24 protein-coding genes are annotated in these 25613 nt (G+C 67.5%); 19 read left to right on the top strand and 5 right to left on the bottom strand.

What is annotated here, in order from left to right:
• Positions 1-50 precede the first annotated feature (50 nt).
• The 7 genes from kdsA (at position 51) to lpdA (ending at position 8148) form a co-directional block, all read left to right on the top strand.
• On the top strand, positions 51-896 hold the full coding sequence (gene kdsA / locus NJQ99_RS05185; RefSeq protein WP_269331726.1) for a 3-deoxy-8-phosphooctulonate synthase: 846 nt from the start codon (positions 51-53) through the stop codon (positions 894-896).
• A 111-nt stretch (positions 897-1007) separates the two neighbouring features.
• Positions 1008-2282 carry a phosphopyruvate hydratase gene (gene eno / locus NJQ99_RS05180; RefSeq protein ID WP_269331725.1) on the top strand — a complete coding sequence of 425 codons (1275 nt, stop codon included), beginning with the start codon at positions 1008-1010 and terminating at the stop codon, positions 2280-2282.
• A 91-nt stretch (positions 2283-2373) separates the two neighbouring features.
• Complete coding sequence (locus NJQ99_RS05175) at positions 2374-2703, top strand: FtsB family cell division protein (protein ID WP_269331724.1); 330 nt, start codon at positions 2374-2376, stop codon at positions 2701-2703.
• A gap of 109 nt (positions 2704-2812) precedes the next feature.
• Positions 2813-3856, top strand: coding sequence for a pyruvate dehydrogenase (acetyl-transferring) E1 component subunit alpha (gene pdhA, locus NJQ99_RS05170; RefSeq protein ID WP_269331723.1), 1044 nt, complete (start codon positions 2813-2815; stop codon positions 3854-3856).
• Between the two features lie 65 nt (positions 3857-3921).
• Complete coding sequence (locus NJQ99_RS05165) at positions 3922-5310, top strand: pyruvate dehydrogenase complex E1 component subunit beta (RefSeq protein ID WP_269331722.1); 1389 nt, start codon at positions 3922-3924, stop codon at positions 5308-5310.
• 22 nt (positions 5311-5332) lie between these two features.
• Complete coding sequence (locus NJQ99_RS05160; RefSeq protein ID WP_269331721.1) at positions 5333-6682, top strand: pyruvate dehydrogenase complex dihydrolipoamide acetyltransferase; 1350 nt, start codon at positions 5333-5335, stop codon at positions 6680-6682.
• A gap of 20 nt (positions 6683-6702) precedes the next feature.
• A complete protein-coding gene (gene lpdA, locus NJQ99_RS05155) occupies positions 6703-8148 on the top strand; it encodes a dihydrolipoyl dehydrogenase (protein WP_269331720.1) in 1446 nt (481 codons plus the stop codon).
• A gap of 65 nt (positions 8149-8213) precedes the next feature.
• Here lpdA and NJQ99_RS05150 read toward each other — a convergent pair whose 3' ends face one another.
• Positions 8214-8519: a hypothetical protein gene (locus tag NJQ99_RS05150; RefSeq protein WP_269331719.1), complete on the bottom strand. Its 306-nt coding sequence runs from the start codon at positions 8517-8519 to the stop codon at positions 8214-8216.
• Positions 8520-8720: 201 nt separating this feature from the next.
• Here NJQ99_RS05150 and lipA point away from each other — a divergent pair, with 201 nt between their 5' ends.
• Together lipA and NJQ99_RS05140 are read left to right on the top strand one after the other, a co-directional pair.
• Positions 8721-9680, top strand: coding sequence for a lipoyl synthase (lipA, locus tag NJQ99_RS05145; RefSeq protein WP_269331718.1), 960 nt, complete (start codon positions 8721-8723; stop codon positions 9678-9680).
• 11 nt (positions 9681-9691) lie between these two features.
• Positions 9692-10162 carry a type II toxin-antitoxin system RatA family toxin gene (locus tag NJQ99_RS05140; protein ID WP_269331717.1) on the top strand — a complete coding sequence of 157 codons (471 nt, stop codon included), beginning with the start codon at positions 9692-9694 and terminating at the stop codon, positions 10160-10162.
• On the opposite strand, the gene NJQ99_RS05135 is transcribed toward NJQ99_RS05140, so the two are convergent.
• The 3 genes from NJQ99_RS05135 to NJQ99_RS05125 are packed head-to-tail and all read right to left on the bottom strand — an operon-like array spanning position 10159 to position 12298.
• Positions 10159-10662, bottom strand: a complete 504-nt coding sequence (locus NJQ99_RS05135) for a CinA family protein (protein WP_269331716.1) — start codon at positions 10660-10662, stop codon at positions 10159-10161. The genes NJQ99_RS05140 and NJQ99_RS05135 overlap by 4 nt on opposite strands.
• A complete protein-coding gene (locus NJQ99_RS05130; protein WP_269331715.1) occupies positions 10659-11132 on the bottom strand; it encodes a phosphatidylglycerophosphatase A family protein in 474 nt (157 codons plus the stop codon). The genes NJQ99_RS05135 and NJQ99_RS05130 overlap by 4 nt, the downstream gene beginning before the upstream one ends.
• Complete coding sequence (locus NJQ99_RS05125) at positions 11129-12298, bottom strand: bifunctional 2-C-methyl-D-erythritol 4-phosphate cytidylyltransferase/2-C-methyl-D-erythritol 2,4-cyclodiphosphate synthase (RefSeq protein WP_269331714.1); 1170 nt, start codon at positions 12296-12298, stop codon at positions 11129-11131. Before NJQ99_RS05125 ends, NJQ99_RS05130 begins: the two co-directional genes overlap by 4 nt.
• Positions 12299-12492: 194 nt before the next feature.
• Between NJQ99_RS05125 and dusB the strand changes: the two genes are divergently transcribed.
• From dusB to NJQ99_RS05075, 10 genes are all read left to right on the top strand, one after another.
• Positions 12493-13506: a tRNA dihydrouridine synthase DusB gene (dusB, locus tag NJQ99_RS05120; RefSeq protein ID WP_269331713.1), complete on the top strand. Its 1014-nt coding sequence runs from the start codon at positions 12493-12495 to the stop codon at positions 13504-13506.
• Positions 13503-14594, top strand: coding sequence for a two-component system sensor histidine kinase NtrB (locus tag NJQ99_RS05115; RefSeq protein ID WP_269331712.1), 1092 nt, complete (start codon positions 13503-13505; stop codon positions 14592-14594). The genes dusB and NJQ99_RS05115 overlap by 4 nt, the downstream gene beginning before the upstream one ends.
• A gap of 5 nt (positions 14595-14599) precedes the next feature.
• Positions 14600-16072 (top strand): nitrogen regulation protein NR(I), encoded by a 1473-nt coding sequence (ntrC, locus tag NJQ99_RS05110; RefSeq protein WP_269331711.1) that lies wholly within the window; start codon positions 14600-14602, stop codon positions 16070-16072.
• A 105-nt stretch (positions 16073-16177) separates the two neighbouring features.
• Positions 16178-18433 (top strand): sensor histidine kinase NtrY-like, encoded by a 2256-nt coding sequence (locus tag NJQ99_RS05105; protein ID WP_269331710.1) that lies wholly within the window; start codon positions 16178-16180, stop codon positions 18431-18433.
• Positions 18430-19821, top strand: a complete 1392-nt coding sequence (gene ntrX, locus NJQ99_RS05100) for a nitrogen assimilation response regulator NtrX (RefSeq protein WP_269331709.1) — start codon at positions 18430-18432, stop codon at positions 19819-19821. The genes NJQ99_RS05105 and ntrX overlap by 4 nt, the downstream gene beginning before the upstream one ends.
• Before the next feature lie 34 nt (positions 19822-19855).
• Positions 19856-21232: a Trk system potassium transporter TrkA gene (trkA, locus tag NJQ99_RS05095; protein ID WP_269331708.1), complete on the top strand. Its 1377-nt coding sequence runs from the start codon at positions 19856-19858 to the stop codon at positions 21230-21232.
• A 28-nt stretch (positions 21233-21260) separates the two neighbouring features.
• The gene (locus NJQ99_RS05090; protein WP_269331707.1) at positions 21261-22124 is read left to right on the top strand and encodes a D-amino-acid transaminase; all 864 of its coding nucleotides are present in this window, start codon (positions 21261-21263) and stop codon (positions 22122-22124) included.
• A 120-nt stretch (positions 22125-22244) separates the two neighbouring features.
• A complete protein-coding gene (gene hfq / locus NJQ99_RS05085; protein ID WP_269331706.1) occupies positions 22245-22481 on the top strand; it encodes an RNA chaperone Hfq in 237 nt (78 codons plus the stop codon).
• Positions 22482-22530: 49 nt separating this feature from the next.
• Positions 22531-23856 (top strand): GTPase HflX, encoded by a 1326-nt coding sequence (hflX, locus tag NJQ99_RS05080; RefSeq protein WP_269331705.1) that lies wholly within the window; start codon positions 22531-22533, stop codon positions 23854-23856.
• On the top strand, positions 23853-24755 hold the full coding sequence (locus tag NJQ99_RS05075) for an alpha/beta fold hydrolase (RefSeq protein ID WP_269331704.1): 903 nt from the start codon (positions 23853-23855) through the stop codon (positions 24753-24755). Before hflX ends, NJQ99_RS05075 begins: the two co-directional genes overlap by 4 nt.
• Here the strand turns inward: NJQ99_RS05075 and mazG are convergent.
• Entirely contained in the window at positions 24752-25603 is an 852-nt protein-coding gene (gene mazG / locus NJQ99_RS05070) for a nucleoside triphosphate pyrophosphohydrolase (protein ID WP_269331703.1), read from the bottom strand. The two genes, NJQ99_RS05075 and mazG, sit on opposite strands and share 4 nt — an antisense overlap.
• Positions 25604-25613 lie beyond the last annotated feature (10 nt).

Genomic DNA, 25613 nt, shown 5'->3' with positions numbered 1-25613 from the left:
TGACGGATCGTGCGATCCAAACGACGACTTGGCCCGAGGGGATTGACGACATGACCGCCCAAACCGGCACCGCCAGCACCGTCCGCGTCGGCAACATCGAGATCGGCAATGACCTGCCGCTTGCCATCATCGCGGGTCCGTGCGCGATGGAGGGCCGCGACCACGCGCTGTTCATGGCCGATGCGCTGCGCAAGCTGGGCGAGAGGCACGGCGTCGGGATCATCTACAAGTCCTCCTTCGACAAGGCCAACCGGACGAGCGCCAATTCCGCCCGCGGCATCGGGCTGGAGCTTGCGCTGCCGATCTTCGAGGAGGTGCGGAAGGAAACCGGCATGCCGGTCCTGACAGACGTCCATACCGAGGAGCAATGCGCCATTGCCGGTGCGGTCGTCGACGTGCTGCAGATCCCGGCCTTCCTGTGCCGCCAGACCGACCTGCTGGTCGCAGCGGCGAAAACGGGAAAGGCCGTGAACGTCAAGAAGGGCCAGTTCCTCGCGCCCTGGGACATGAAGAACGTCGTCGCCAAGGTGCGCGACGCGGGCAATCCCAACGTGATGGCGTGCGAGCGGGGCGTGTCCTTCGGCTACAACACGCTCGTTTCCGACATGCGCGCGCTTCCCATCATGAAGGAACAATGTGCCTGCCCGGTGGTATTCGATGCGACCCATTCGGTGCAGCAGCCGGGCGGGCAGGGGGCGACCTCGGGCGGCGACCGGCGCTTCGTCGGCACGCTCGCCCGCGCGGCGGTCTCGATCGGCGTGGCGGCGGTCTTCATGGAGACGCACCAGGAGCCGGACACGGCCCCATCCGACGGGCCGAACATGGTGCCGCTCGACCAGATGGACGCGATGCTGGCGCAACTCACCGCCTTCGACCGGCTGGCCAAGTCGCTCTGACCCGCCGACATGAGGGCGGGCCGGCCCGTGGGGGCTTTTCCCGCGCGGCGTCCTGCCCTATGAAGCGCGCGAGGTTTTGATCCCGGAATCATCCGACAGGAGACGCGCGCCATGACCGCCATCGTCGACATCCACGCCCGACAGATTCTCGACAGCCGGGGCAACCCGACGGTCGAGGTCGATGTGACGCTGGAGGACGGCTCCTTCGGGCGCGCGGCGGTTCCGTCGGGCGCCTCGACCGGCGCGCACGAGGCGGTGGAACTGCGCGACGGCGGCGACGCCTACAACGGCAAGGGCGTGCAAGGCGCGGTCGACGCGGCCAATGGCGAGATCTTCGAGGCGATTTCGGGCCTCGACGCGGAAGACCAGGTCCATATCGACCGCCTGATGATCGAACTGGACGGCACGCCGAACAAGTCGCGCCTCGGCGCGAACGCGATCCTCGGGGTCTCGATGGCGGTGGCGAAGGCGGCGGCGGAAGCGAGCGGGCTGCCGCTCTACCGCTATGTCGGCGGGGCGCAGGCCCGCGTGCTGCCCGTGCCGATGATGAACATCCTCAATGGCGGCGCGCACGCCGACAATCCCATCGACATCCAGGAATTCATGATCATGCCGGTGGCCGCGGGCTCGCTCGCCGATGCCGTGCAGATGGGGGCGGAGGTTTTCCACGCGCTCAAGGCCTCGCTGAAGGCGGCCGGCCACAACACGAACGTCGGCGACGAAGGCGGTTTCGCGCCGAACATCGGCTCCACCGACGAGGCGATCGAGTTCGTGATGAAGGCCATCGAGAAGGCGGGCTACAAGGCGGGCGAGGACATCGTGCTCGCGCTCGACGCCGCGTCGACCGAGTTCTTCAAGGACGGCGCCTACCGGCTCGACGGCGAGGGCAAGACCCTGAAGCCGGAGGAGATGGTGCGTTACTGGGACGCGCTCGTCGGGCGTTATCCCATCGTGTCCATCGAGGATGGCATGGCCGAGGACGACTGGGACGGCTGGGCCGCGCTGACGCAAGCCATCGGGGACAAGTGCCAGCTGGTCGGCGACGATCTGTTCGTGACGAACCCGGCCCGCCTCGCCGACGGCATCGCGCGCGGCGTGGGCAACGCGATCCTCGTGAAGGTCAACCAGATCGGCACGCTGACCGAGACGCTGGAGGCCGTGGAGATGGCGCACCGCGCGGGCTACCGGGCGGTGATGTCGCACCGCTCCGGCGAGACCGAGGACGCGACCATCGCCGACCTCGCGGTCGCGACCAATTGCGGGCAGATCAAGACCGGCTCTCTCGCCCGGTCCGACCGGCTGGCGAAGTACAACCAGCTCATCCGCATCGAAGAGGAACTGGGCCCCGTGGCGGAGTATCCGGGCGCCCGGGCACTGCGGCGCTGACGGGACTGGCCGGCGGGAGGGTGGGCCGCGCGCGCGCCGCAAAGGGCGCGCGCAGCTTGCGGGAATCTCGCCGGTATGGTCACTTGAACCCATGGCGGTGTTGGCGGAAATCCGGGGCAGGACGGGCTGGGCGATCTGGCCGATCGTCCTGTTCGCGATCCTTGCCTATTTCATCTATCACGGCCTCGAAGGGGAACGGGGGCTGATCGCCTATCTGCGCCTGCAATATCAGGTCGCGCACCTGGAGCAGGAGCTTACCCTCGCGCGGGAAGAGCGGGAGGCGCTGGAGCGGCGGATCCAGCTTCTGGGATCGGGCAACAACCCCATCGATCCCGACCTTCTGGAGGAGCAGGTGCACCGGCGCCTGGGCCTTGCCAATCCGAACGATGTCATCATCCTGCGCGGCGGCGGGCAGGAGTAGATTGCGTATCCGGCATAAGACTTTCGTCGTAGGCCTCGCTTTACGCAAGGCGCGGACATAGCTTATGCAGGGCACGCCCACGAACGAAACCAACAGGGGGAAGGGACGCATGGCGACCTCGCAGTCGAAGTCGGGCAAAGCGGCATCCGGTGGGGCGAAGACCACCCGCACGCGGTCGTCCTCGGCCAAGACGCCGGGCAAGGCCGACCTGCTCAAGTACTACGAAGACATGCTCCTGATCCGCCGGTTCGAGGAGAAGGCGGGCCAGCTCTACGGCATGGGGCTGATCGGCGGCTTCTGCCACCTCTACATCGGCCAGGAAGCCGTCGTGGTCGGCATGCAGTCCGTGCTGAAGGACGGCGACCAGGTCATCACCGGCTACCGCGACCACGGCCATATGCTTGCCTGTGGCATGGACCCCAACGGCGTCATGGCCGAACTGACGGGCCGCATCGACGGCTATTCCAAGGGGAAGGGCGGCTCGATGCACATGTTCAGCCGCGAGAAGGCGTTCTTCGGCGGCCATGGAATCGTCGGCGCGCAGGTGCCGCTCGGCACGGGGCTGGCGTTCGCCAACCGCTACCGCGAGAACGGCAACATCTGCCTGACCTATTTCGGCGACGGCGCCGCGAACCAGGGCCAGGTGTACGAAAGCTTCAACATGGCGGAGCTTTGGCAGCTTCCCGTCATCTACATCATCGAGAACAACCAGTACGCCATGGGCACCGCGGTGAAGCGGTCGTCCTCCACCGTGAACCTGTCGCAGCGCGGGGTGTCCTTCGACATTCCGGGCGAGCAGGTCGACGGCATGGACGTTCTGAAGGTGCGCGAGGCGGGCGAGAAGGCTGCCGCCCACGTCCGCGGCGGCAATGGCCCCTACATTCTCGAGATGATGACCTACCGCTACCGCGGTCATTCCATGTCCGACCCGGCGAAGTACCGCTCGCGGGAGGAGGTGGACAAGATGCGCAAGGAGCGCGACCCCATCGACACGCTGAAACAGCTGCTGATCGAGAAGGGGCATGCCGACGAGGACGCGCTGAAGAAGATCGACGCGCGGGTGAAGAAGATCGTGGCGGAATCGGCGGAGTTCTCGCAGGAGAGCCCGGAACCGGATCCGCAGGAGCTTTGGACGGACGTCCTGGTTTCCTGAAAGGCCGGCTTGCCAAAGGCACCGGCAACCACGCGACACGGATCGAGCAGGGAGCGAACTGATCAATGCCCATCGAGGTACTGATGCCCGCGCTGTCCCCCACCATGACCGAGGGGACGCTCGCCAAATGGCATGTGAAGGAAGGTGACGCGGTCACTTCCGGCATGGTGATCGCCGAGATCGAGACCGACAAGGCGACCATGGAGGTCGAGGCGGTCGACGAGGGCACCGTTGCGAAACTGCTGGTGGCCGAAGGCACCGAGGGTGTCGAGGTCAACAGCGTGATCGCACTTCTGGCCGAGGAGGGCGAGAGCGCGAAGGACGCCGCCGCCGCCGCGCCGAAGGGTGGGGAGAAGGCGGAGGCGAAGGCCGATGCGCCCGCGCCGCAAGAGGCGGAACCGGACAAGGTGCCTGCCCAGCCGCGCGAACCCGTGGCCGAGGCCGACCCGGAGGTTCCGGAGGGCACGGAAACCGTCTCCATGACCGTGCGCGAAGCCCTGCGCGACGCCATGGCGGAAGAGATGCGCCGCGACGGCGACGTCTTCGTGATGGGCGAGGAGGTGGCCGAGTACCAGGGCGCCTACAAGATCACGCAAGGCCTGCTGGACGAGTTCGGGGCGAAGCGCGTCATCGACACGCCGATCACCGAGCACGGGTTCGCGGGCCTTGCCGTCGGCGCGGCCTTCGCAAAGCTGCGCCCGATCGTGGAGTTCATGACCTTCAATTTCGCCATGCAGGCGATCGACCAGATCATCAACTCCGCGGCCAAGACGCTCTACATGTCCGGCGGCCAGATGGGATGTCCCATCGTGTTCCGCGGGCCCAACGGCGCGGCCGCGCGGGTCGCTGCCCAGCACAGCCAGGACTACGCTGCCTGGTACAGCAGCGTGCCCGGCCTCAAGGTCGTCGCGCCATACACGGCGGCGGACGCCAAGGGCCTGCTCAAGGCCGCGATCCGCGATCCCAACCCGGTGATCTTCCTGGAGAACGAGATCCTCTACGGCCGCTCGTTCGAGGTGCCGAAGGTCGACGACCTGGTGCTGCCCATCGGCAAGGCGCGGGTCGCGCGCAAGGGCGCGGACGTGACCATCGTGTCCTGGTCCATCGGCATGACCTATGCGCTCGCCGCCGCGGAGAAACTGGCGGAAGACGGGATCGAGGCGGAGGTGATCGACCTGCGCACCCTGCGCCCGATGGACACGGCCACGATCGTCGAGAGCGTGCGCAAGACGAACCGCTGCGTCACGGTCGAGGAGGGCTGGCCGCAGAACTCCGTCGGCAGCTACATCTCGTCCGTGCTCATGCAGCAGGCGTTCGACCATCTCGATGCGCCGGTGCTGAACGTGACGGGCAAGGACGTGCCCATGCCCTATGCCGCAAATCTGGAAAAGCTCGCCCTGCCGTCTGTCGACGAGGTGGTCGGGGCAGTGAAAAAAGTCTGCTACAAGGACTGACGCTCGGGGGGGAACCAACAAGATGCCGACCGAAATCCTGATGCCCGCACTCTCTCCCACCATGGAGGAGGGGACGCTTGCCAAATGGCATGTGAAGGAGGGTGACGAGATCGCCGCGGGCATGGTGATCGCGGAGATCGAGACCGACAAGGCGACCATGGAGGTCGAGGCGGTCGACGAGGGCACGCTCGGCAAGATCCTCGTGTCCGAAGGGAGCGAGGGGGTGAAGGTCAATACGCCCATCGCGATCCTGCTGGAAGAGGGCGAGAGCGCATCCGACATCGAGGCAGGGGGCAAGAAGGCATCCGCAGGCGCGCCCGCCAAGGCGGAGAAGCCTGCCGAGAAGGCTCCATCCGCGCCTGAGGAAAAGCCCGCAACCGCCAAAAAGACTGAGGAGAAGCCGCAATCTTCCGCTCCGCCCGCGCCGAAGTCCGGAGGGGAGCGCATCTTCGCATCTCCGCTCGCCCGCCGCATCGCGGAGCAGGAGGGGCTCGATCTCGCGCGCATCTCGGGCTCCGGTCCGCACGGCCGGATCGTGAAGGCGGACGTGGAGAAGGCTGCGAAGGAAGGAACTGGCAAGGCGGCACCCGCGCCGGCCGCCGGTGCGCCCGCGAAGGCCGCGGCTCCCGCCATGTCGGACGACCAGATCCGCGCCTTCTTCAAGGACGGAACCTACGAGGTCGTCCCGCACGACAACATGCGAAAGGTAATCGCCCGCCGCCTCGTCGAGGCGAAGCAGACGATCCCGCACTTCTACCTGACGGTCGACTGCAACATCGACGCTCTGCTCGCCGCGCGCACGCAGGTTAACGCCAGCGCACCTAAGGACGCTGACGGAAAGCCGGCCTGGAAGATCTCGGTCAACGACTTCGTTATCAAGGCGCTCGCGGTCGCACTGCAGCGGGTCCCGGACGCGAACGTGACCTGGACCGAAGGCGGCATGCTGAAGCACAAGGGCTCCGACGTGGGTGTCGCCGTGTCGATCCCGGGCGGCCTCATCACGCCGGTGGTGCGCGACGCGCACGCCAAGGGGCTTGCCGCCATCTCGTCCGAGATGAAGGACTATGCCGCCCGCGCCCGCGACCGCAAGCTGAAGCCGGAGGAGTACCAGGGCGGCACGACCGCGGTCTCCAACCTCGGCATGTACGGCATCAAGGACTTCGCCGCGGTGATCAACCCGCCGCACGCGACGATCCTCGCCGTGGGGGCGGGCGAGCAACGTCCCATCGTGAAGGACGGCAAGGTGGAGGTCGCGACGCTGATGACCGTGACGCTCTCGACCGATCACCGCGCGGTCGACGGTGCGCTGGGGGCGGAACTCCTCGGCGCGTTCAAATCCATCGTCGAGAATCCGCTCAGCCTGCTGCTCTGACGCTCCGGGGGACCTGACCCATGGCGAACACCACCTATGACGTCATCGTGATCGGCGGCGGGCCGGGCGGCTATGTCGCGGCGATCCGCGCGGCACAACTCGGCCTCAAGACCGCGGTCGTGGAGCGGGAGCACCTGGGCGGCATCTGCCTCAACTGGGGCTGCATCCCGACCAAGGCCCTGCTCCGCTCGGCGGAGGTCTATGGCCACATGTCCCATGCGGACAATTATGGGCTGTGGGCCAAGGACTTCGGCTTCGACATCAAGAAGGTGGTCGAACGTTCGCGCGGTGTCTCGAAGCAATTGAACGGCGGCGTCGGCCACCTGCTGAAGAAGAACAAGGTAGACGTGATCTGGGGCGAGGCGACGCTGACCGCGCCCGGCAAGCTCAGCGTCAAGGCGCCGTCGAAGTCCGCGATGGGGGGCAAGCCGGTGGAGCAGCCCAAGGGCGCGCTCGGGCCCGGCGACTATGCCGCGAAGAACGTGATCGTCGCGACCGGCGCGCGCCCGCGCGTGCTGCCGGGCCTCGAACCGGACGGAAAGCTCGTCTGGACCTATTTCGAGGCGATGGTGCCGCCCGCCATGCCGAAGTCGCTGCTGGTCGTCGGCTCCGGCGCCATCGGGATCGAGTTCGCGAGCTTCTACCGCACCATGGGCGCCGAGGTGACGGTTGTCGAGGTGATGGACCAGATCCTGCCGGTCGAGGATGCGGAGATCGCGGCACTCGCCCGCAAGCGTTTCGAAAAGCAGGGCATTTCCATTCGCACCTCGGCCAAGGTCACAAAGCTCGACAAGGGCAAGGACAGCGTGACCGTCACCATCGAGGATGCGAAGGGCAAGACGGATACCGTGACCGTCGATCGCGTGATCTCGGCTGTCGGCGTCGTCGGCAACGTCGAGAATCTGGGGCTCGAGAAGCTCGGCGTGAAGACGGAACGCGGCTGCATCGTGACCGACGGCTACGGCCGCACCAACGTCAAGGGCGTCCACGCCATCGGAGACGTGGCGGGTCCGCCGATGCTCGCCCACAAGGCCGAGCACGAGGGCGTCATCTGCGTGGAAAAGATCGCCGGCCGCGACGCTCACCCGATGAAGAAGGAACTGATCCCCGGCTGCACCTATTGCCACCCGCAGGTCGCCTCCGTCGGCCTTACGGAGAAGAAGGCGAAGGAAGCGGGCCACGAGGTGAGGGTCGGCCGCTTCCCCTTCGTGGGCAATGGCAAGGCCATCGCGCTGGGTGAGCCGGAAGGCCTCGTGAAGACCGTGTTCGACGCGAAGACCGGGCAACTTCTGGGCGCGCACATGATCGGGGCGGAAGTGACCGAGCTGATCCAGGGCTATGTCGTCGCGATGAACCTCGAGACGACCGAGGAAGAGCTGATGCACACAGTCTTCCCGCACCCCACGCTCTCCGAAATGATGCACGAGAGCGTGCTCGACGCCTATGGCCGCGTGATCCACATGTGATGCGATGGCGACGCGGGGCTGGGCGCGAACCCGCGCCGTTGCCCCGTCCGCCCTCGGCTATCGCGTCACATCCTGCGGCGCATCTCCTGCTGGCGCTGCATCCGGTGCTCGCGCCGCCAGTCGCGGACAGCCTCGTCGCGGCGCTCCCACATCTGCATGCAGGGCGCGCGCCGCTCAGGCGGCAAGCGGTTCATGTGCCGCTCGAAGCGCTCCCGGCTCATGCGGTTGAGGTTCGGGCCGAAACAGTCCTGCGGGCTCAGCACCGGCGGGCTCATGATCATCGTGCGGGTGTCCGCCTGGGCGAGCGCGGTACCGGCGGCCGCTGTCGCAAAACCGGCGGCTACCAGCAAGGTCGCGAGCGTGCGTGTCATGGTGGGCATCCTCCTTGTCGGCCTTTGCAAGCGCCGCGAGAGGAATTTGGAGATGCAACAGCGGCGCTTCCTCTTGAGAATACGCGCGGGCGCCAGCTTCGTTCCCGACGCCGTGCAGCCTTGATCGAAGCGCCCGTCTGGAATACCTCAACGTTCATCCGCGCCCCATGCGGCGCATTCCTGTCGAGGCAGAGACCGCCCATGGCCACGACCACCGAAGAGCAAGCCCCGGCGAAGCCCCGCCATCCGGAGAAGGCGCACCGGCCCGACAATCCGGTCGCGCGCAAGCCGAAGTGGATTCGCGTCAAGGCCCCGGTCGGCGGCGTCTACCAGGAGACGAAGCAGATCGTCCGCGACGAGAAGCTCGTGACCGTGTGCGAGGAAGCAGGCTGCCCCAACATCGGCGAGTGCTGGTCGAAGCGGCACGCGACCATGATGATCATGGGCGATACCTGCACGCGCGCCTGCAGCTTCTGCAATGTGAAGACCGGGCTGCCGGACAGCCTCGATGCGTTCGAGCCTGCGCGGGTCGCCCAGGCGGTCGAGAAGCTGGGCCTGCGCCACGTGGTCGTCACCTCCGTCGACCGCGACGACCTCGACGACGGCGGGGCGGAGCATTTCGCGCGCACGATCCGCGCGATCCGGCACCGGATGCCCGAGACGACCATCGAGATCCTGACACCAGACTTCCTGAGGAAGCCCGGGGCGCTCGAAGTGGTCGTGGAAGCGCGGCCCGACGTTTTCAACCACAATCTGGAGACGGTGCCGGGCCTCTATCCGTCCGTGCGGCCCGGCGCACGCTACTTCCACTCGCTGCGGCTTCTCCAGCGGGTGAAGGAGATAGATCCAACGATTTTCACCAAGTCTGGCATCATGGTCGGCCTGGGCGAGACGCGCGAACAGGTGCTGCAGGTGATGGACGACATGCGCTCGGCCGACGTCGACTTCCTGACCATCGGGCAGTACCTCCAGCCGACGCCCAAGCATCACGCGATCAGGGACTTCGTGACGCCGGAGGAGTTCGCGGCCTATGAGAAGACCGCGCAGGCCAAGGGCTTCCTGCTCGTCTCCGCGACGCCGTTGACGCGGTCGTCCTACCACGCGGATGAGGATTTCGCGAAGCTGCGCGCCGCGCGCGAGGCGAAGCTGGCCCGGGCCTGACGCGCGCGCCCATGCCCACGCATGCCGAAAAGCGTCACGTTCCCTGGCGGGCCGACCAGATGTACGACCTGGTCGCGGCGGTCGACCGCTATCCTGAGTTCCTGCCGTGGTGTTCGGGCGCGCGGATCCGGCGGCGTGAGTTGGCGGACGGACACGAGACGCTGATCGCCGACCTCATCATCAGCTTCAAGGTGTTCCGCGAGAAGTTCACGAGCCGGGTGACGCTGCGGCCGGAAGAAACCCGCGTAGACGTCGATTATGTGGACGGGCCGTTCCGCTATCTGGCGAACCATTGGCACTTCATACCGCGCGAGGACGGCGGCTGCGACATCGACTTCTATGTCGATTTCGAGTTCCGCTCGGCGATCCTGCAGCGGGTCGTGACGGCGCTGTTTCAGGAGGCGATGCAGCGTCTCGTGCGCGCGTTCGAGGCGCGGGCCCGCGACCTCTACGGTCCCGGCGAAGAGGCGGCGCAGGCCTAGTCCTCGCCCGTGACACCCGTCAGAAGCAGGTCGAGGGCGACGCCCAGCGCGGCCAGACGCACGTGCGCGCGGCCCTGCGCACCAAACCGCTCGACACGGGCGCGGGTGTCGCGCCCCTCGACCGCGAGCCCGAAATGGACGAGGCCCACGGGCTTCCTCACCGTGCCACCGCCGGGACCTGCAACGCCCGTGATCGACACCGCCACCTGCGCGTGGCTGCGGGCGAGGGCGCCTTCCGCCATGGCGCGGGCAACCTCCTCGCTGACCGCACCGAGTGTCTCGATCAGGTCGGCGCGCACGCCGAGCAATTCGATCTTCGACTGGTTCGTGTAGCTGACGAAGCCGCGCTCGACGACCGCCGAGGACCCGGCGATCTCAGTCAGGCAGGCGGCAACCAGCCCGCCGGTGCAGGACTCCGCCGTCGCCACCATCAGTCCGCGCGCGCGGGCCGCGTCGAGCACGGCCTCGGCCTTCGCCACATGGTCGGCAGGAAAGATCATCCCATCGCTCCGATCCAGATCAGCAGGGCGAGCATGGCGGCACCGTAAACCCCGGCGGCCACGTCGTCGATCATGACGCCGAGGCCGCCCTTCACCTTGCGGTCGAGCAGCGAGCAGGGCCAGGGCTTGGCCACGTCGAAGATGCGGAACAGCAGAAATCCTGCCCCCAGATGGGCAAGGGAGGGTGTGCCGGCAACGATGGCGGCGGGCAGCAGCGTCAGCCATTGCCCCGCAACCTCGTCGATGACCACTTCAGAGGCATCGTGGCGGCCGACCGCGCGGCAGTGCACGTCTGCGGCCCACACGCCGACCGCAAACACGAGGATGGCGCCCGCAAGCAGCGCCGGCCAGCCGCCCCACCAGGCCAGCGCCCAGCCGAAGGGCAGGGCGGCAAACGAGCCCCACGTACCCGGCGCGGGCCGCAGCAGGCCGGCACCGAACCAGGTCGCAAGCAGCGTTGCCCCGCTCATGCGCGCGAACCTTCCACCCTTGGCACCTCCACGCTCGCGATGGCCTGCGCCGCGGCACCTTCGCCACGGCCGGTGAAGCCCAGCTTCTCGGTGGTCGTGGCCTTCACCGAGACGCGGTCCGGCGCGATTTCCAGGATCTCCGCGATCCGGGTGCACATCGCCTCCCGGTGCGGGCCGATCTTCGGACGTTCGCACACAAGGGTTACGTCCACGTGCACGATCCGCCCGCCGCGCGCCTTCACAAGCCCCGCCGCGTGGGCGAGAAACCGGTCGGAGGACGCGCCCTTCCACTGCGGATCGGTGGGTGGGAAATGCTGGCCGATGTCGCCCGCGCCGATCGCGCCCAGCAGGGCGTCGGTCAGCGCGTGGAGGCCGGCGTCTGCGTCGGAGTGCCCCGCAAGACCGCGATCGTGGGGAATGCGCACACCGCACATCCACACATGATCGCCGGGTCCGAAGGCATGGACGTCGAAGCCTGTGCCCACGCGCGTCTCCATGTCGCGGGCGAGCCTGCGTCCCGCCGCCTCGAAATCCGCTTCGGTCGTTAGTTTCACGTTTGCCTCATCCCCTTCGACGGCGACGACGGTCAGCCCGGCCGCAACCGCCACTTCCACATCGTCCGTCTCGCTGCCGCGCGCCAGCCTGAATGCCGCACGCAGCGGCGCGAAGGGAAAGCCCTGCGGTGTCTGCGCCCGCCACAGACCCTCGCGCGGGACGGTGGCGGCGCACGCACCGCCCTCGATACGCCGCAGCGTGTCGGTGACCGCAAGGCCAGGCATCGCGCCCCGGTCCGGGCGAATGGCTTGCGTGACCCTGTCGATCAGCGCGGGCGAGACGAAGGGGCGGGCGGCGTCGTGGATCAGCACCGCGTCCGGGCCGCGATCCATGCGGGCGAGGGCGTCGAGCCCCGCGGCCACACTCTCCATCCGCGTCGCCCCGCCATGCACGGCTGCGGGCAGGTCGAGGCCCGCAACCGCTTCATCGTAAAGCGCCGTGTCGTCAGGATGGATCACCACCTGCACGGCGGACATCGCCGGTTGCGCCAGGAACGCATCGAGCGTGCGGCGCAGGACCGTGCGTCCGGCCAGCGTGCGGTACTGCTTCGGCAGGCCACCGCCGGCGCGGTGCCCCCGTCCGGCAGCGACGATCACGGCGGCAATGCGCATGCGATGCTCCCGATTCTGCTGTACGTGCGAGACTACTTGGCGGAACGGGCGGGGCCAACTGCAACCGGCTTGCCGGAACCGCCGGGACGCGAAGGACGAATTGCAGTGCCTTGAGAAATGCGATAGCGTCCAATGCTGAAAAAAGAGGCATTGAACGAATTGCTCACGCGAATAGCACGCTTGCCGGCGCATCCATGTCAAATCTGATCGACGCTATCGGCGGACACGCGCTCTCCTCGCCCGTGTTCCTCGCGCCCATGTCCGGCGTCACCGACCTCGTGTTCCGGGAGCTGGTGGCGTCGTGGGGCGTCGGGCTCGTCGTGTCGGAGATGATTGCCAGCCGGGAACTGGTGAACCGGAAGGCGGAATCGCTGCGCCGCGCGCTCTTCCCGGCAGCATCGTCCATGCCGCGCGTGATGCAGCTTGCAGGCTGCGAGGCGCACTGGATGGCAGAGGCCGCGAAGATCGCGGCGGACGAGGGCGCGCAGATCATCGACATCAACATGGGCTGCCCGGCGCGCAAGGTAACGGGCGCACTGTCGGGATCGGCGCTGATGCGCGACCTCGACCACGCGCTGACGCTGATCGAGGCGACGGTGCGCGCGGTGGACGTACCGGTCACGCTCAAGATGCGGCTCGGCTGGGACCATGACAGCATCAACGCGCCGGAGCTTGCGCGCAGGGCCGTCGACGCGGGCGTGCAGCTTCTGACCGTTCACGGTCGCACACGCTGCCAGTTCTACGAGGGTGAGGCGGACTGGGCCGCCGTGCGCCCGGTGGTCGAGGTCTCGTCCGTCCCCGTGATCGTCAATGGCGACATCGACAGCGTGGAGCGGGCGCGCGCGGCGCTGGAGGCGTCGGGTGCGGCCGGCGTGATGATCGGGCGCGGCACGCTGGGGCGGCCCTGGTTCGCAAGCCAGGTTGCCGCAGGACTCGCGGGCCGCCTAGTGCCGGACGATCCGCCGCTCGGCGTGCGCGCACGCACGGCGCGGGAACACCATGAGGCGATGCTCGGCCTTTATGGGCCGGAGGTCGGCATGCGCGCCGCCCGCAAGCACCTGGGCTGGACCCTCGACCGGCTGCCGGGGGCAGAGACGCTGCGCACGCCGTTGATGCGCGCCACCGCATCTGGGGACGTGCACGCGCTCCTCGACGAGGCGCATGGCCTTGCGGAGAAGGCCGCCGACAGGGGGAAGCTCGCCGCATGATCGCGCTGACAGGAAACGCCGGCCAATTGTCCACCGCCATCGTCCAGGCCATTCCGCTGCCGATCCTCGTGGTCGACCGCGGCAATGCGATCGTCGCTGCGAACATGGCGGCGGAGGTGTTCTTTTCACTGAGCGCCGCGGCACTCGCGCGCCACACGCTCGAGACACTGGTGGCCGAGGACACGCCGCTCCTCGGTCTTGTCGAGCAGGTGCGTCAGGGCGCGCTGACCGTCAGCGAATACGGCCTCCACCTCGGCACGCCGCGCACGCCGGTGCGCACGGTCGACGTGCAGGTGGCGCCGGTCCCCGAACTGCCCGACCGCCTGCTGATCCTGATCCAGGAGCGCTCCATCGCCGAGAAGATGGACCGCCAGCTCACCCATCGCGGGGCCGCGCGCTCCGTCTCCGCCATGGCGGCGATGCTCGCGCACGAGGTGAAGAACCCGCTCTCCGGTATTCGCGGCGCCGCGCAATTGCTGGAACAGTCGGCTCCCGCCGCCGACAGGCCGCTGACCCGCCTGATCTGCGACGAGACCGACCGCATCTGCCAGATCATGGACCGGATGGATGTCTTCTCCGACGCCCGCCCGCCCCGCAGGACCGCCGTGAACATCCACGAGGTGCTGGATCACGTCCGCCGCCTCGCCGAGAACGGTTTTGCACGCGACATCCGGATCGTGGAGAGCTACGACCCCTCGTTGCCGCCGGTGCTGGGCGACCGTGACCAGCTGATCCAGGTCTTCCTGAACCTGCTGAAGAATGCCGCCGAGGCCGTGCCGGCCCGTGGCGGGGAGATCCAGGTCTCGACTGCCTTCAGGCCGGGCGTGCGCCTGTCGCTGCCGGGTGGGCGGGGGCGCCAGGGCCTGCCGTTCGAGGTGACGGTCCAGGACAATGGCCCCGGCGTGCCGGAGGACCTGCTGCCCCATCTGTTCGACCCCTTCGTGACATCGAAGCCGCGCGGCACGGGCCTAGGCCTCGCGCTGGTTGCCAAGATCATCGGCGACCATGGCGGCATCGTGGAGCATGAGCGCAGGGACGGCCGCACACTCTTCCGCGTGCTGCTGCCCATGCTGCAGCCCGAGGAGTGACGCCAATGAGCGAAGCCACCGTTCTCGTTGCCGACGACGACACCGCGATCCGCACGGTCCTCAACCAGGCCCTGGTCCGCGCGGGCTTCAACGTCCGTGCGACCGGAAACGCATCGACCCTCTGGCGCTGGGTGTCGGAGGGCGAGGGCGACATCATCGTCACCGACGTGGTGATGCCGGACGAGAACGCGCTCGACCTGCTGCCGAAGATCCGCAAGCTGCGCCCCGATCTGCCCATCGTGGTGATGAGCGCGCAGAACACGGTACTGACGGCGATCCGCGCGGCGGAGCGGGGGGCGTACGAGTACCTGCCGAAGCCCTTCGACCTCAACGAACTGATCGGCGTGGTGCGGCGCGGGCTGACGGTGCCTCACAGCCGGGAAGGCGGCACCGCGGCAGAGCCGGAGGAGGAGCGGCTGCCCCTGATCGGCAGGTCGCCGGCCATGCAGGACATCTACCGCGTCATGGCGCGACTGCTGCAGACCGACCTCTCGGTGATGATCACGGGGGAGTCGGGGACGGGCAAGGAGCTGGTCGCGCGCGCCCTGCACGATTACGGCAAGCGGCGCAGCGGACCCTTCGTCGCGGTCAACATGGCGGCGATCCCGCGCGAGCTGATAGAGAGCGAGCTTTTCGGGCACGAGAAGGGGGCCTTCACCGGCGCCCAGACCCGCTCCACGGGCCGGTTCGAGCAGGCGGAGGGCGGCACGCTCTTCCTCGACGAGATCGGGGATATGCCGCCGGAGGCACAGACCCGCCTGCTGCGCGTGCTGCAGGAAGGCGAATACACGACCGTGGGCGGACGCACTCCCATCCGCACCGACGTGCGCATCGTCGCCGCAACGCACCGCGACCTTCGGCAGCTGATCGGCCAGGGCCTGTTCCGCGAAGACCTCTATTACCGGCTCAACGTGGTGCCGATCCGGATGCCCCCGCTGCGCGAACGGCTGGATGACGTGCCCGATCTCGTGCGTCACTTCCTCGGCCGCGCCCAGAGCGAGGGCCTGCCGGCAAAGTCCCTCGACGCGGGCGCCCTCGGCGTCCTCAAGCGCCACCGCTGGCCGGGCAATGTCCGGGAGCTGGAGAACCTCGTCCGCCGGCTCGCCGCCCTCTATTCGGAAGATGTCATCACGGCGCAGATCGTCGAGGAGGAACTGTTCTCCGAACGCCCGCCCGCTGCGCCTGCCGGTGATGGCGAGGGCGGAGAGCCGGCTGGCGACGGGGGACACGGCGAGAGCATCGGCGCTGCGGTCGAATGGCATCTCAACCGGTATTTCGCCGCGCATGGGGAGGAGTTGCCGCCCGCAGGCCTCTACGACCGTATCCTGCGCGAGGTGGAGCTTCCGCTGATCACGGCCTCCCTCGCCGCGACCCGGGGCAATCAGATCCGCGCTGCGGACCTGCTGGGCATCAACCGGAACACGTTGCGAAAGAAGATCCGCGACCTTGACATTCGCGTGGTCCGCGGCATCAAGTGATGTAACTTGGCAACAGGTTGCCGGCATTGCCGCAACAGAGGGGCTGCAACCGGGGCAGGCGGCCTGCTCTCGGGGTGATGCGGGCCCGCAACGGAGATGCCCCTGATGGCCACGAGCGCGGAAACGGCTACTCCGCCCGGCAGGCGCAGCCTGTTCGGGCGCCTCTCCGAGGCACGGCTCGGATCGCGACTGGCGGTCGCCATCGCGATTGCGGCGCCGTTTTCCGGATTTCTGACCTATCTCGTCATAACCGACGCGACACCGTTGGGCCCCCAGCCGGAGCTTGCGGTTGCGCTGATCGTGCTCGACGTCGCGCTGCTGGTACTGCTGGCAGCCATCATCGGGTGGCGGGTCTTTCAACTTCTGATGGCGCGGCGTGCGGGTTCGGCCGGCTCGCAGCTGCACATCCGCCTGGTCACGCTTTTCGCGCTGATCGCGGTCGTGCCGGCGATCCTGGTGGCCGTCTTTTCGGCGATCACGATCAACCTGGGTCTCGAGACGTGGTTCTCGACGCGGGTGCGGCAGGCGGTGACGAACTCGGTGGTCGTTGCCGAAGCCTATCTCGACGAGCATCGCCAGGTGATTCGCGCCGACGCGTTGGCCATGGCAACCGACGTGAACAGGGCTTCCAACCTGCTGCACGACAATCCGAGCAGGTTCGGCGAGCTTGTGACGACACAGGCCGCGTTGCGCGCCCTGCCTGAGGCCTACGTGATCAACAGCCGCGGGGAGATCATCGCTCAGGCGTCCCTCGCCATGGCGATGACGTTCGATCCCCCGCCCGCAGGCGCGATGGACAGGGCTGCGGAGGGGGAGGTTGTCATCCTCACGAGCGAGGAGGATGCCCAGGTCCGCGCCCTCGTGCGGCTGGGCGCGTTCGTCGATGCCTATCTCTATGTCGCGCGTTTTCTCGATCCGCGCGCGCTCGACCATCTCAGGCGCACGCGCGACGCGGTGGAGCAGTACGAGCGGCTGGAAAGCCAGAGGTCGGGTGTCCAGCTGACCCTTGCGCTGATCTATTTCATCTTCGCGCTCCTGGTGCTGATGACGGCGATCTGGGTGGGGCTATGGTTCTCCAACCGTCTCGCCACGCCCGTCGGGCGCCTGATCGATGCAGCCATGCGCGTGTCGGAGGGGGATTTGCGCGTGCGCGTCCCCGAAGGCCAGCCGAAGGACGAGATCGGGGGCCTGAGCAACGCGTTCAACCGCATGACCGCGCAGTTGCAGGCGCAGCGCGACGAGCTTGTTCGGGCCAATCGGAGCATAGACGACCGCCGCCGCTTCATCGAGGCGGTGCTGTTCGGCGTGTCGGCGGGCGTGGTGGGCCTGGATCAGGGCGGCCGGGTGGAGGTTGCGAACACCACGGCGTGCAAGCTGCTCGGCCTGCCGCCAGACCGGCTGCTCGGCCAGCGGCTGGAGGACGTGGCGCCGGAGCTGAAGGACCTCGTGCGCGGGGTGCGCAAGGGGCTGCGCACGGACCTCGAGCCCTCGGACCAGGTGCGGATCGAGCGCGAGGGCACGGCGCGCGAACTGCTGGTCCGGGTTACGACCGAGCCCGCGCCCGACGGGCCGGCGGGCTTTGTCGTGACGCTCGACGACGTCACCCGGCTCATGGCTGCGCAGCGCATGGCGGCCTGGGCGGACGTGGCGCGGCGCATCGCGCACGAGATCAAGAACCCGCTGACGCCCATCCAGCTGTCGGCCGAGCGGCTGAAGCGCAAGTATTCGACCCAGATCGGCGAGGGCCGCGCGGTGTTCGAGCAGTGCACGGACACGATCGTCCGGCAGGTGGGCGACATCCGCCACATGGTGGACGAGTTCTCGGCCTTCGCGCGCATGCCCAAGCCGGTCATGGCGGAGGAGAACATCACGGAGGTGGTGCGCCAGGCGGTCTTCCTGCAACAGGTCGGCGACCCGCAGATCATGTTCGGCGTGATCGCGCCCGACGAGGCGGTGCTCGTGCAATGCGACCAGCGGCTGATCTCCCAGGCCCTCGTCAACCTGCTGAAGAACGCCGGCGAAGCGGTTCATGCGCGCGCCGAGCAGGAGGGGCAGGGAGCGGGCTACGAAGGCAAGGTAAGGGTAGAGATCGTGCCTGGCGACGGGACTGTCGAGGTTCGGATCATCGACAACGGCACTGGCCTGCCGGGCGACCTGCGCCACCGGCTGACCGAGCCCTATGTGACGACGCGGGACAAGGGCACGGGCCTCGGTCTTGCGATTGTCGAGAAGGTAATGGACGACCACGGGGGAACGCTGCGTGTCAGCGATGCTCCCGACGGGCGCGGTGCGTCCATGACCCTCGTGTTTCCCCGGCCGCACCCGGCCGGGAGCATCAATCCCTCGGAGAGCGTGGCATGAAGGACATCCTGATCGTCGACGACGAAGCGGACATCCGCGACCTGATCTCTGGCATCCTGGAGGACGAGGGCTACGAGGCACGCACGGCCGGCGATGCCGATACCGCGCTGCGCGAGATCGCGATGCGCAAGCCGTCGCTGGTGCTCCTCGACATCTGGCTCAAGGGCTCCCGCCTCGACGGGCTGCAGGTGCTACAGGAGGTGAAGCGGAACACGCCCGACGTTCCCGTCGTCATCATATCGGGCCACGGCAATATCGAGGTCGCGGTGTCCGCGATACGCGCCGGCGCCTATGACTTCATCGAGAAGCCGCTGAAGATCGACCAGCTTCTGCTGATCATCGCCCGCGCGCTGGAGGCCGCGAGGCTGAAGCGCGAGGTGGCGGAGCTTCGTCTGCGCTCCGGTCAGTCGGATGTGCTGGTGGGCGAATCCCCGGCTGCGATGGCGCTGCGGGGGATGGTCGAGAAGATCGCCCCCACGGGAAGCCGCGTGCTGGTTACCGGACCGGCCGGTTCGGGCAAGGAGACGGTCGCGCGGATGATTCATGCCGGCTCGCGCCGGGCGAGCGGCGGCTTCATCGCGATCAACGCGGCCTCCATCGCGCCGGAGCGGATGGAGTCGGAACTGTTCGGCGTCGAGGCACAGGACGGCCACCCCAGGAAGATCGGCGTCTTCGAGCAGGCGCACGGCGGGACGCTCTTCCTCGACGAGGTGGGTGACATGCCACCCGAGACGCAGAACAAGATCCTGCGGGTCCTCGTCGACCAGACCTTCCACCGCGTCAACGGCGCCGAACCGGTGCGCGTGGACGTGCGCGTGATCAGCGCGACGAGCCGCGACCTTGCGCGGGAGATCGCGGGCGGCCGGTTCCGGGAGGATCTGTTTCACCGTCTCAACGTGGTGCCCGTGCGCATCCCCTCGCTGGCCGAGCGGCGGGAGGACATCCCCGTCCTCGTGCGCCATTTCGCCCGCACCCTGGCCGAAAGCGCTGGCTTCCCGCAGCGCGACGTGAGCGACGACGCCATGGCGCTGCTGCAAAGCTACGATTGGCCCGGCAACGTGCGCCAGCTGCGCAACGTGGTTGAACGGCTGCTGATTCTGACGCGCGGCGAGCAGGGCCCAATCACGGCCGAGGCCATCCCTCAGGACATCGTTGATGCGGCGCCTGCCGTGCTGCGCGGCAACGGGACCGAGCAACTGATGACCTTGCCGCTGCGCGAAGCCCGTGAGAGGTTCGAGCGCGATTATCTCGTCGCACAGATCACGCGGTTCAACGGCAACATCTCGCGCACCGCGTCGTTCATCGGGATGGAGCGCTCGGCCCTGCACCGCAAGCTGAAGATGCTGGGAATCGGTGCCGACGCCCGTGGGGGCGAGAGCGAGGAGTAACGGCCCGACGGGGCCGATAAAGGAGCGACACGTCATGCGCGCCATCGTGTGCGGAGCCGGGATGGTCGGCTCCAACATTGCCCGCCAGCTTGCGGCGGAGGAAAACGACGTCGTGGTGATCGACAGCTCGCCCGACCTCGTGCGCAAGATCACCGACACGCTGGACGTGCAAGGGGTCGTCGGCTTCGCGTCGCACCCGGACGTGCTGGACCGCGCGGGCGCGCGCGATGCCGAGCTGGTGGTTGCGGTCACACACTCCGACGAGGTGAACATGATCGCCTGCCAGGTGTGCCATTCCCTCTTCAATGTGCCGGTGAAGATCGCGCGCGTCCGCTCCCAGTCCTATCTCAAGCCGATGTGGCGGGATCTCTTCAGCCGCGACAATCTGCCGATCGACGAGATCATCTCGCCGGAGATGGAGGTGGCGAAGTCTGTGCTGCGGCGCCTCAAGGCGCCCGGTGCATTCGAAACGCTGCCCTTCCTCGATGGCAAGGTTCAGGTCGTGGGCGTCCGGCTCGACGACGACTGCCCGGTGGTGAACACGCCGCTGCGCCAGCTGACCGAGCTGTTTCCCGATCTCGACGCCCGCGTGATCGGCATCTGGCGCGAAGACGCGATGCGCGTGCCCAAGGCCGACGACCAGCTTTTCCCCGGCGACGAGATCTATTTCTGCTCCCGTTCCGCAATGGTGCCGCGGACGCTGGCCGTTTTCGGTCACGAGGAACAGGTGGCCCGCCGCATCATCATCATGGGGGGCGGAAACGTCGGCCTCGCCGTCGCCGAGGCGATCGAGCAGGAGGGCGGTCACATTCGCGCCCGCTTGATCGAGGACAACAAGTCGCGGGCGGAGTTCGTTGCCGACCACCTCTCGCGGACCGTGGTGCTGCATGGCGACGCGCTCGACCGCGAGGTGCTGGAGGAAGCGGGCGTCGCGGATGCCGAAACCGTGGTCGCGCTGACCAACGACGACGAGGTGAACATCCTCGCCTCCGTCCTTGCGAAGCGGCAGGGGGCCCGCCGGGCCGTGACGCTCATCAACAACGAGAACTACCGCAGCCTCATGCGGACGCTGAACATCGACACCTTCATCAATCCGCGCGCGACGACAGTGTCGAAGATCCTGCAGCATGTCCGGCGCGGCCGCATCAAGGCGCTGCGCAGCGTGCAGGACGGGGCCGCCGAGGTGATCGAGGCGGAGGCACTGGAAACCTCGTCGCTGACAGGCAAGCCGCTCGAAGAGGTCTCGCTGCCCCCGGGCATCATCGTGGCCGGTGTGTTTCAGGACGGGCAGGTCGTCATTCCGCGCGGCGACACCGTCATCAAGCCCGGCGCCCGCGTGGTCCTGTTCGCGACCGCGGACATGGTGCGCAAGGTCGAGAACATGTTCCGCGTCAGCTTCGAATATTTCTGACCCGTTTGCCCGAGAAGGTATCCGATCCATGCCCCGCATCGCCTATGTCAATGGCCGCTATGTTCCTCACGCGCAGGCCAGCGTGCATGTCGAGGACCGTGGCTACCAGTTCGCCGACGGCGTCTACGAGGTTTGCGCGGTCAAGAACGGCAGGCTGCTGGACGAGGGGCCGCATCTCGACCGGCTCGACCGGTCGCTGCGCGAATTGCGGATCGATCCGCCGATGGCGCGCCCGGCGCTGCGCGTGGTCCTGCGCGAGGTGATGCGGCGAAATCTCCTGCGCGACGGGTTGCTCTATTTCCAGGTGACGCGGGGGGTGGCACCGCGCGACCACGCCTTTCCGGCGCACGCCGCCTCCTCCCTGGTCGTCACCGCACGTCCCGTCGACCTCGTAAAGGCGCAGGCCCGGGCGGAGGAGGGGGTGCGTGCCGTCACCCATCCCGACATCCGCTGGAAGCGCTGCGACATCAAGGCCGTCGCGCTTTTGCCGAACGTGCTTGCCAAGCAGGCGGCGAAGGAGGCGGGCGGCTACGAGGCGTGGCTGGTCGACGAAACCGGCCATGTGACCGAGGGAAGCTCGACCAACGCCTGGATCGTCGACACGGACGGAAACCTGGTCACGCGCGCGCTCGACAGTGCCATTCTGGGAGGCATCACGCGCAGGATGCTGATGCAGGTTGCCCAGGAAGCGGGCGTCCACATAATCGAGCGGCCGTTCACCGTGGAGGAGGCAAAGGCCGCGCGCGAAGCCTTCATCACCAGCGCGACGTCCTTCGTCACGCCCGTGACACAGATCGATGATGCGGTGATCGGCAATGGAAGGCCGGGATCGGTGGCAATGCGGCTGCGTGAACTCTACATAATGGCGTCGGAGGCCCTGGCGCAGGCATGAGACTTGCTGGGGGATTTCCCGGTGTCTCTTTCGCCTGTTGATTGTGCGCCTCCGTTGGGGTAGCGATCAGCGCCTTTGTAACCCGTACCGAACCGCCGCCAACAAAAAGGGGCAGAACCCGTGGCCAACGACAAGCAGAACCTTCAGGACACGTTCCTCAACACGATCCGCAAGAACAAGATTCCGGTCACGATTTTCCTCGTGAACGGGGTCAAGCTGCAGGGCGTCATCACCTGGTTCGACAACTTCTGCCTGCTGCTGCGCCGCGACGGGCACTCGCAGCTGGTCTACAAGCACGCGATCTCGACCGTGATGCCCGGCCAGCCGGTCCAGCTGTACGAGCAGGAGCAGGATTGACCCCAGCGCCGATGGTGACGCGGGTCCTGGCTTGTGCTGTTGTGTCGGCATGAGCACACGCGCCTGCGTCCTTCACCCGGCATTGAAGCGTCCCGCCTCCGCAAGGGCGGGTGAGGATGGTGCCGCGCGCGATCCCCGGTCCCGGCTGGAGGAGGCCGTGGGCCTGACCGAAGCCATCGGCGTCGACATCGTGCACGCGGCGGTGGTGCCGCTCGACAAGGTCAAGCCGGGCACGGTCTTCGGCGAGGGCAAGGTCGACGAACTGGCAGAACTGATCCACGACCGCGAGATCGCGCTTGTCGTCATCGACAGCGCGGTCACGCCCGTGCAGCAGCGCAACCTCGAACGCCGCTGGAAGGCGAAGGTCGTCGACCGCACCGGCCTCATCCTCGAGATCTTCGGCGAGCGGGCGGCCACGCGCGAGGGCGCGCTGCAGGTCGAGCTTGCGCATCTCACCTACCAGAAGAGCCGGCTCGTCCGCTCCTGGACGCACCTCGAACGCCAGCGCGGCGGTACGGGCTTCCTCGGCGGCCCCGGCGAAACGCAGATCGAGGCCGATCGGCGCGTGCTGGCGGAGAAGATCACGCGCCTCAAGAAGCAACTGGACAAGGTCGCCCGCACGCGGGAGGAGCACCGCAAGACGCGGCGCAAGGTGCCGTACCCGGTGGTTGCGCTTGTGGGCTACACGAACGCTGGAAAGTCTACGCTTTTCAATACGATGACGCGGGCCGAGGTGGTGGCGAAGGACATGTTGTTCGCCACGCTCGACCCGACCATGCGGGCAATCGTCCTGCCCGGCACGGGACAGCGGATCATCCTCTCCGACACGGTGGGCTTCATCTCCGACCTGCCGGTGGAACTGGTGGCCGCCTTCCGCGCCACGCTGGAGGAGGTGCTGGAGGCCGACCTGATCCTGCATGTGCGCGACATCTCGCACCCGGAGACGCTGGCGCAGCGGGCAGACGTGCTGGGCGTGCTGGACGAGCTTGGCGTCGATACCCGTGCGCAGTCGGAGATCCTGGAGGTTCTCAACAAGATCGACCGCCTGCCCGAGCCCGAGCGGGAGGCGGTGGCCGAACGTGCAGCACGCGATCCGAGCCTCGTCGCGGTGTCCGCGCTGACGGGGGAGGGGATGGATGCGCTGCTCGATGCGATTGCCGGCTTCTTCCGGAAGGAGCGGCGGCTGCGTCACCTCGCCATCCCTGCGGACGCGGGCGAGGCGCTCGCCTGGCTCTATCGCAAGGGCGAGGTACAGGGCAGCACGCCGGACGAGGAGACGGGCGAGATTCATCTCGACGTGTTGTTGAGCGAAAAGGAATATGGCCAACTTCTCAAGGAGTTTCCGAGCCTTTTGAAAGTGGGAAGCGAGGCGTGAGTTCCGGCGCACTGATCCCGGGCTTCGCAGACCGGACGGTGCGGCTCGCGGCAGGGCAGTTCGCCTATTCCATCGCGGGCGAGGGGCCGCCGGTCCTTCTGCTGCACGGCTACCCGCAATCGCGTGCCTGCTGGCGCGCGGTGGCCCCGCGTCTGGCCGAGCGGTTCACCGTCGTGGCGCCCGACCTGCGCGGCTATGGCGACAGCGCGAAGCCGGCGAGCGACCCCGAGCACCTGACCTATGCCAAGCGCGCCATGGCAGCCGACATGGTGGAACTGATGGCGCAACTGGGCTTCGACCGGTTCGCGGTCGCAGGCCATGACCGGGGCGGGCGGGTCGCGTACCGCCTTGCGCTTGATCATCCGGTTGCGGTTGCGCGCCTTGCGGTTCTCGACATCGCCACGACGCTCGACACCTTCGACCGCACGGGCAAGTTCATGGCGCTCGGCACCTATCACTGGTTCTTCCTGGCGCAGCCGTTCGACCTGCCGGAACGCCTGATCGGCGCGGAGCCGGAGTTCTATCTGCGATGGACGCTGAAATCCTGGGCGGCGGCCGGATTTCGTTTCGATGACAAAGCGATGGCGCATTATCTGAAGGCGTTTTCCGATTCCGCCGCGCGTCATGCCATGTGCGAGGACTATCGCGCTGGCGCCACGCGCGATTGCGAGAACGATGCGGCTGACCGGGCAGCGGGCACGCGCATCGCCGCGCCCTTGCTCTGTCTTTGGGGCGAGCGGCGCAACAAGGACGGGCGCGATTTCGATTACCTCGGATTCTGGCGGCCGTGGGCGCACGAGGTGCGGGGGCGGGCGCTCGACTGCGGCCATTTCCTGCCCGAAGAACGGCCCAAGGAGGTGGCGGACGAACTCGCGCGCTTTTTCGGCGCGGCGGACTAGAGGCCCTTGGCCTTCGCCTCCTGCCAGAGGGCCTCGAGCGCTTCGAGGCTCAGCGGTTCCGCAACCAGGTCCGGCGTATCCGCATTCTGCTCGATATAGTGGAAACGGCGAACGAATTTGGCGTTGGCCTGACGAAGTGCATCTTCCGGGTCGACCTTCAGATGGCGTGCAAGGTTCGCCATGACGAACAGCAGATCGCCCATCTCCTCGGCGACGTGTGCCGCATCGCCGCTCGCGACCGCCTCGCGCAGTTCTGCAAGTTCTTCCTCGACCTTGTCGAAGACGCGCACCGGGTCGTTCCAGTCGAAGCGGGCACGCGCAGCACGCTTCTGAAGTTTCACGGCGCGCAGCAGCGCGGGTAGGGCGACCGGCACATCGTCGAGCAGGCTCGCATCGCCCTTGGCTTTCTCAGCACGCTCGGCCGCCTTGATCGCTTCCCAGCTGACCGTCTGGCCTTCCGCCGAGTCGATGTGCGCGGTTCCGAACACGTGGGGATGCCGCCGGATCATCTTTTCACAAACGGCTGCGACCACGTCAGCGAACCGGAAAAGGCGGGCCTCGTCAGCCATCTGGGCGTGAAACACCACCTGGAGGAGGAGATCGCCAAGCTCGTCCTTGAGATCGGCCATGTCGGCACGCTGGATCGCGTCGGCAACCTCATAGGCTTCCTCGATGGTATATGGCGCGATAGACGAAAAATCCTGTTCGAGGTCCCACGGGCAGCCGCCGTCGGGATCGCGGAGTTTGGCCATGATGGCGAGAAGCGCGTCGATGCGGCGGAGATCGCCGCGGGCCGCGTCGCTGGGTCCAGGCTCGGTACCGGCAGGGGTTCGCTCAGTTCCGCTCATGGAGGAGACC

This window comes from Futiania mangrovi (assembly GCF_024158125.1).
Taxonomy (GTDB): Bacteria; Pseudomonadota; Alphaproteobacteria; order Futianiales; family Futianiaceae; genus Futiania; species Futiania mangrovi.
The sequence above is the reverse complement of the archived record's forward strand: the minus strand, read 5'-3'. Positions and strand labels throughout refer to the sequence as shown.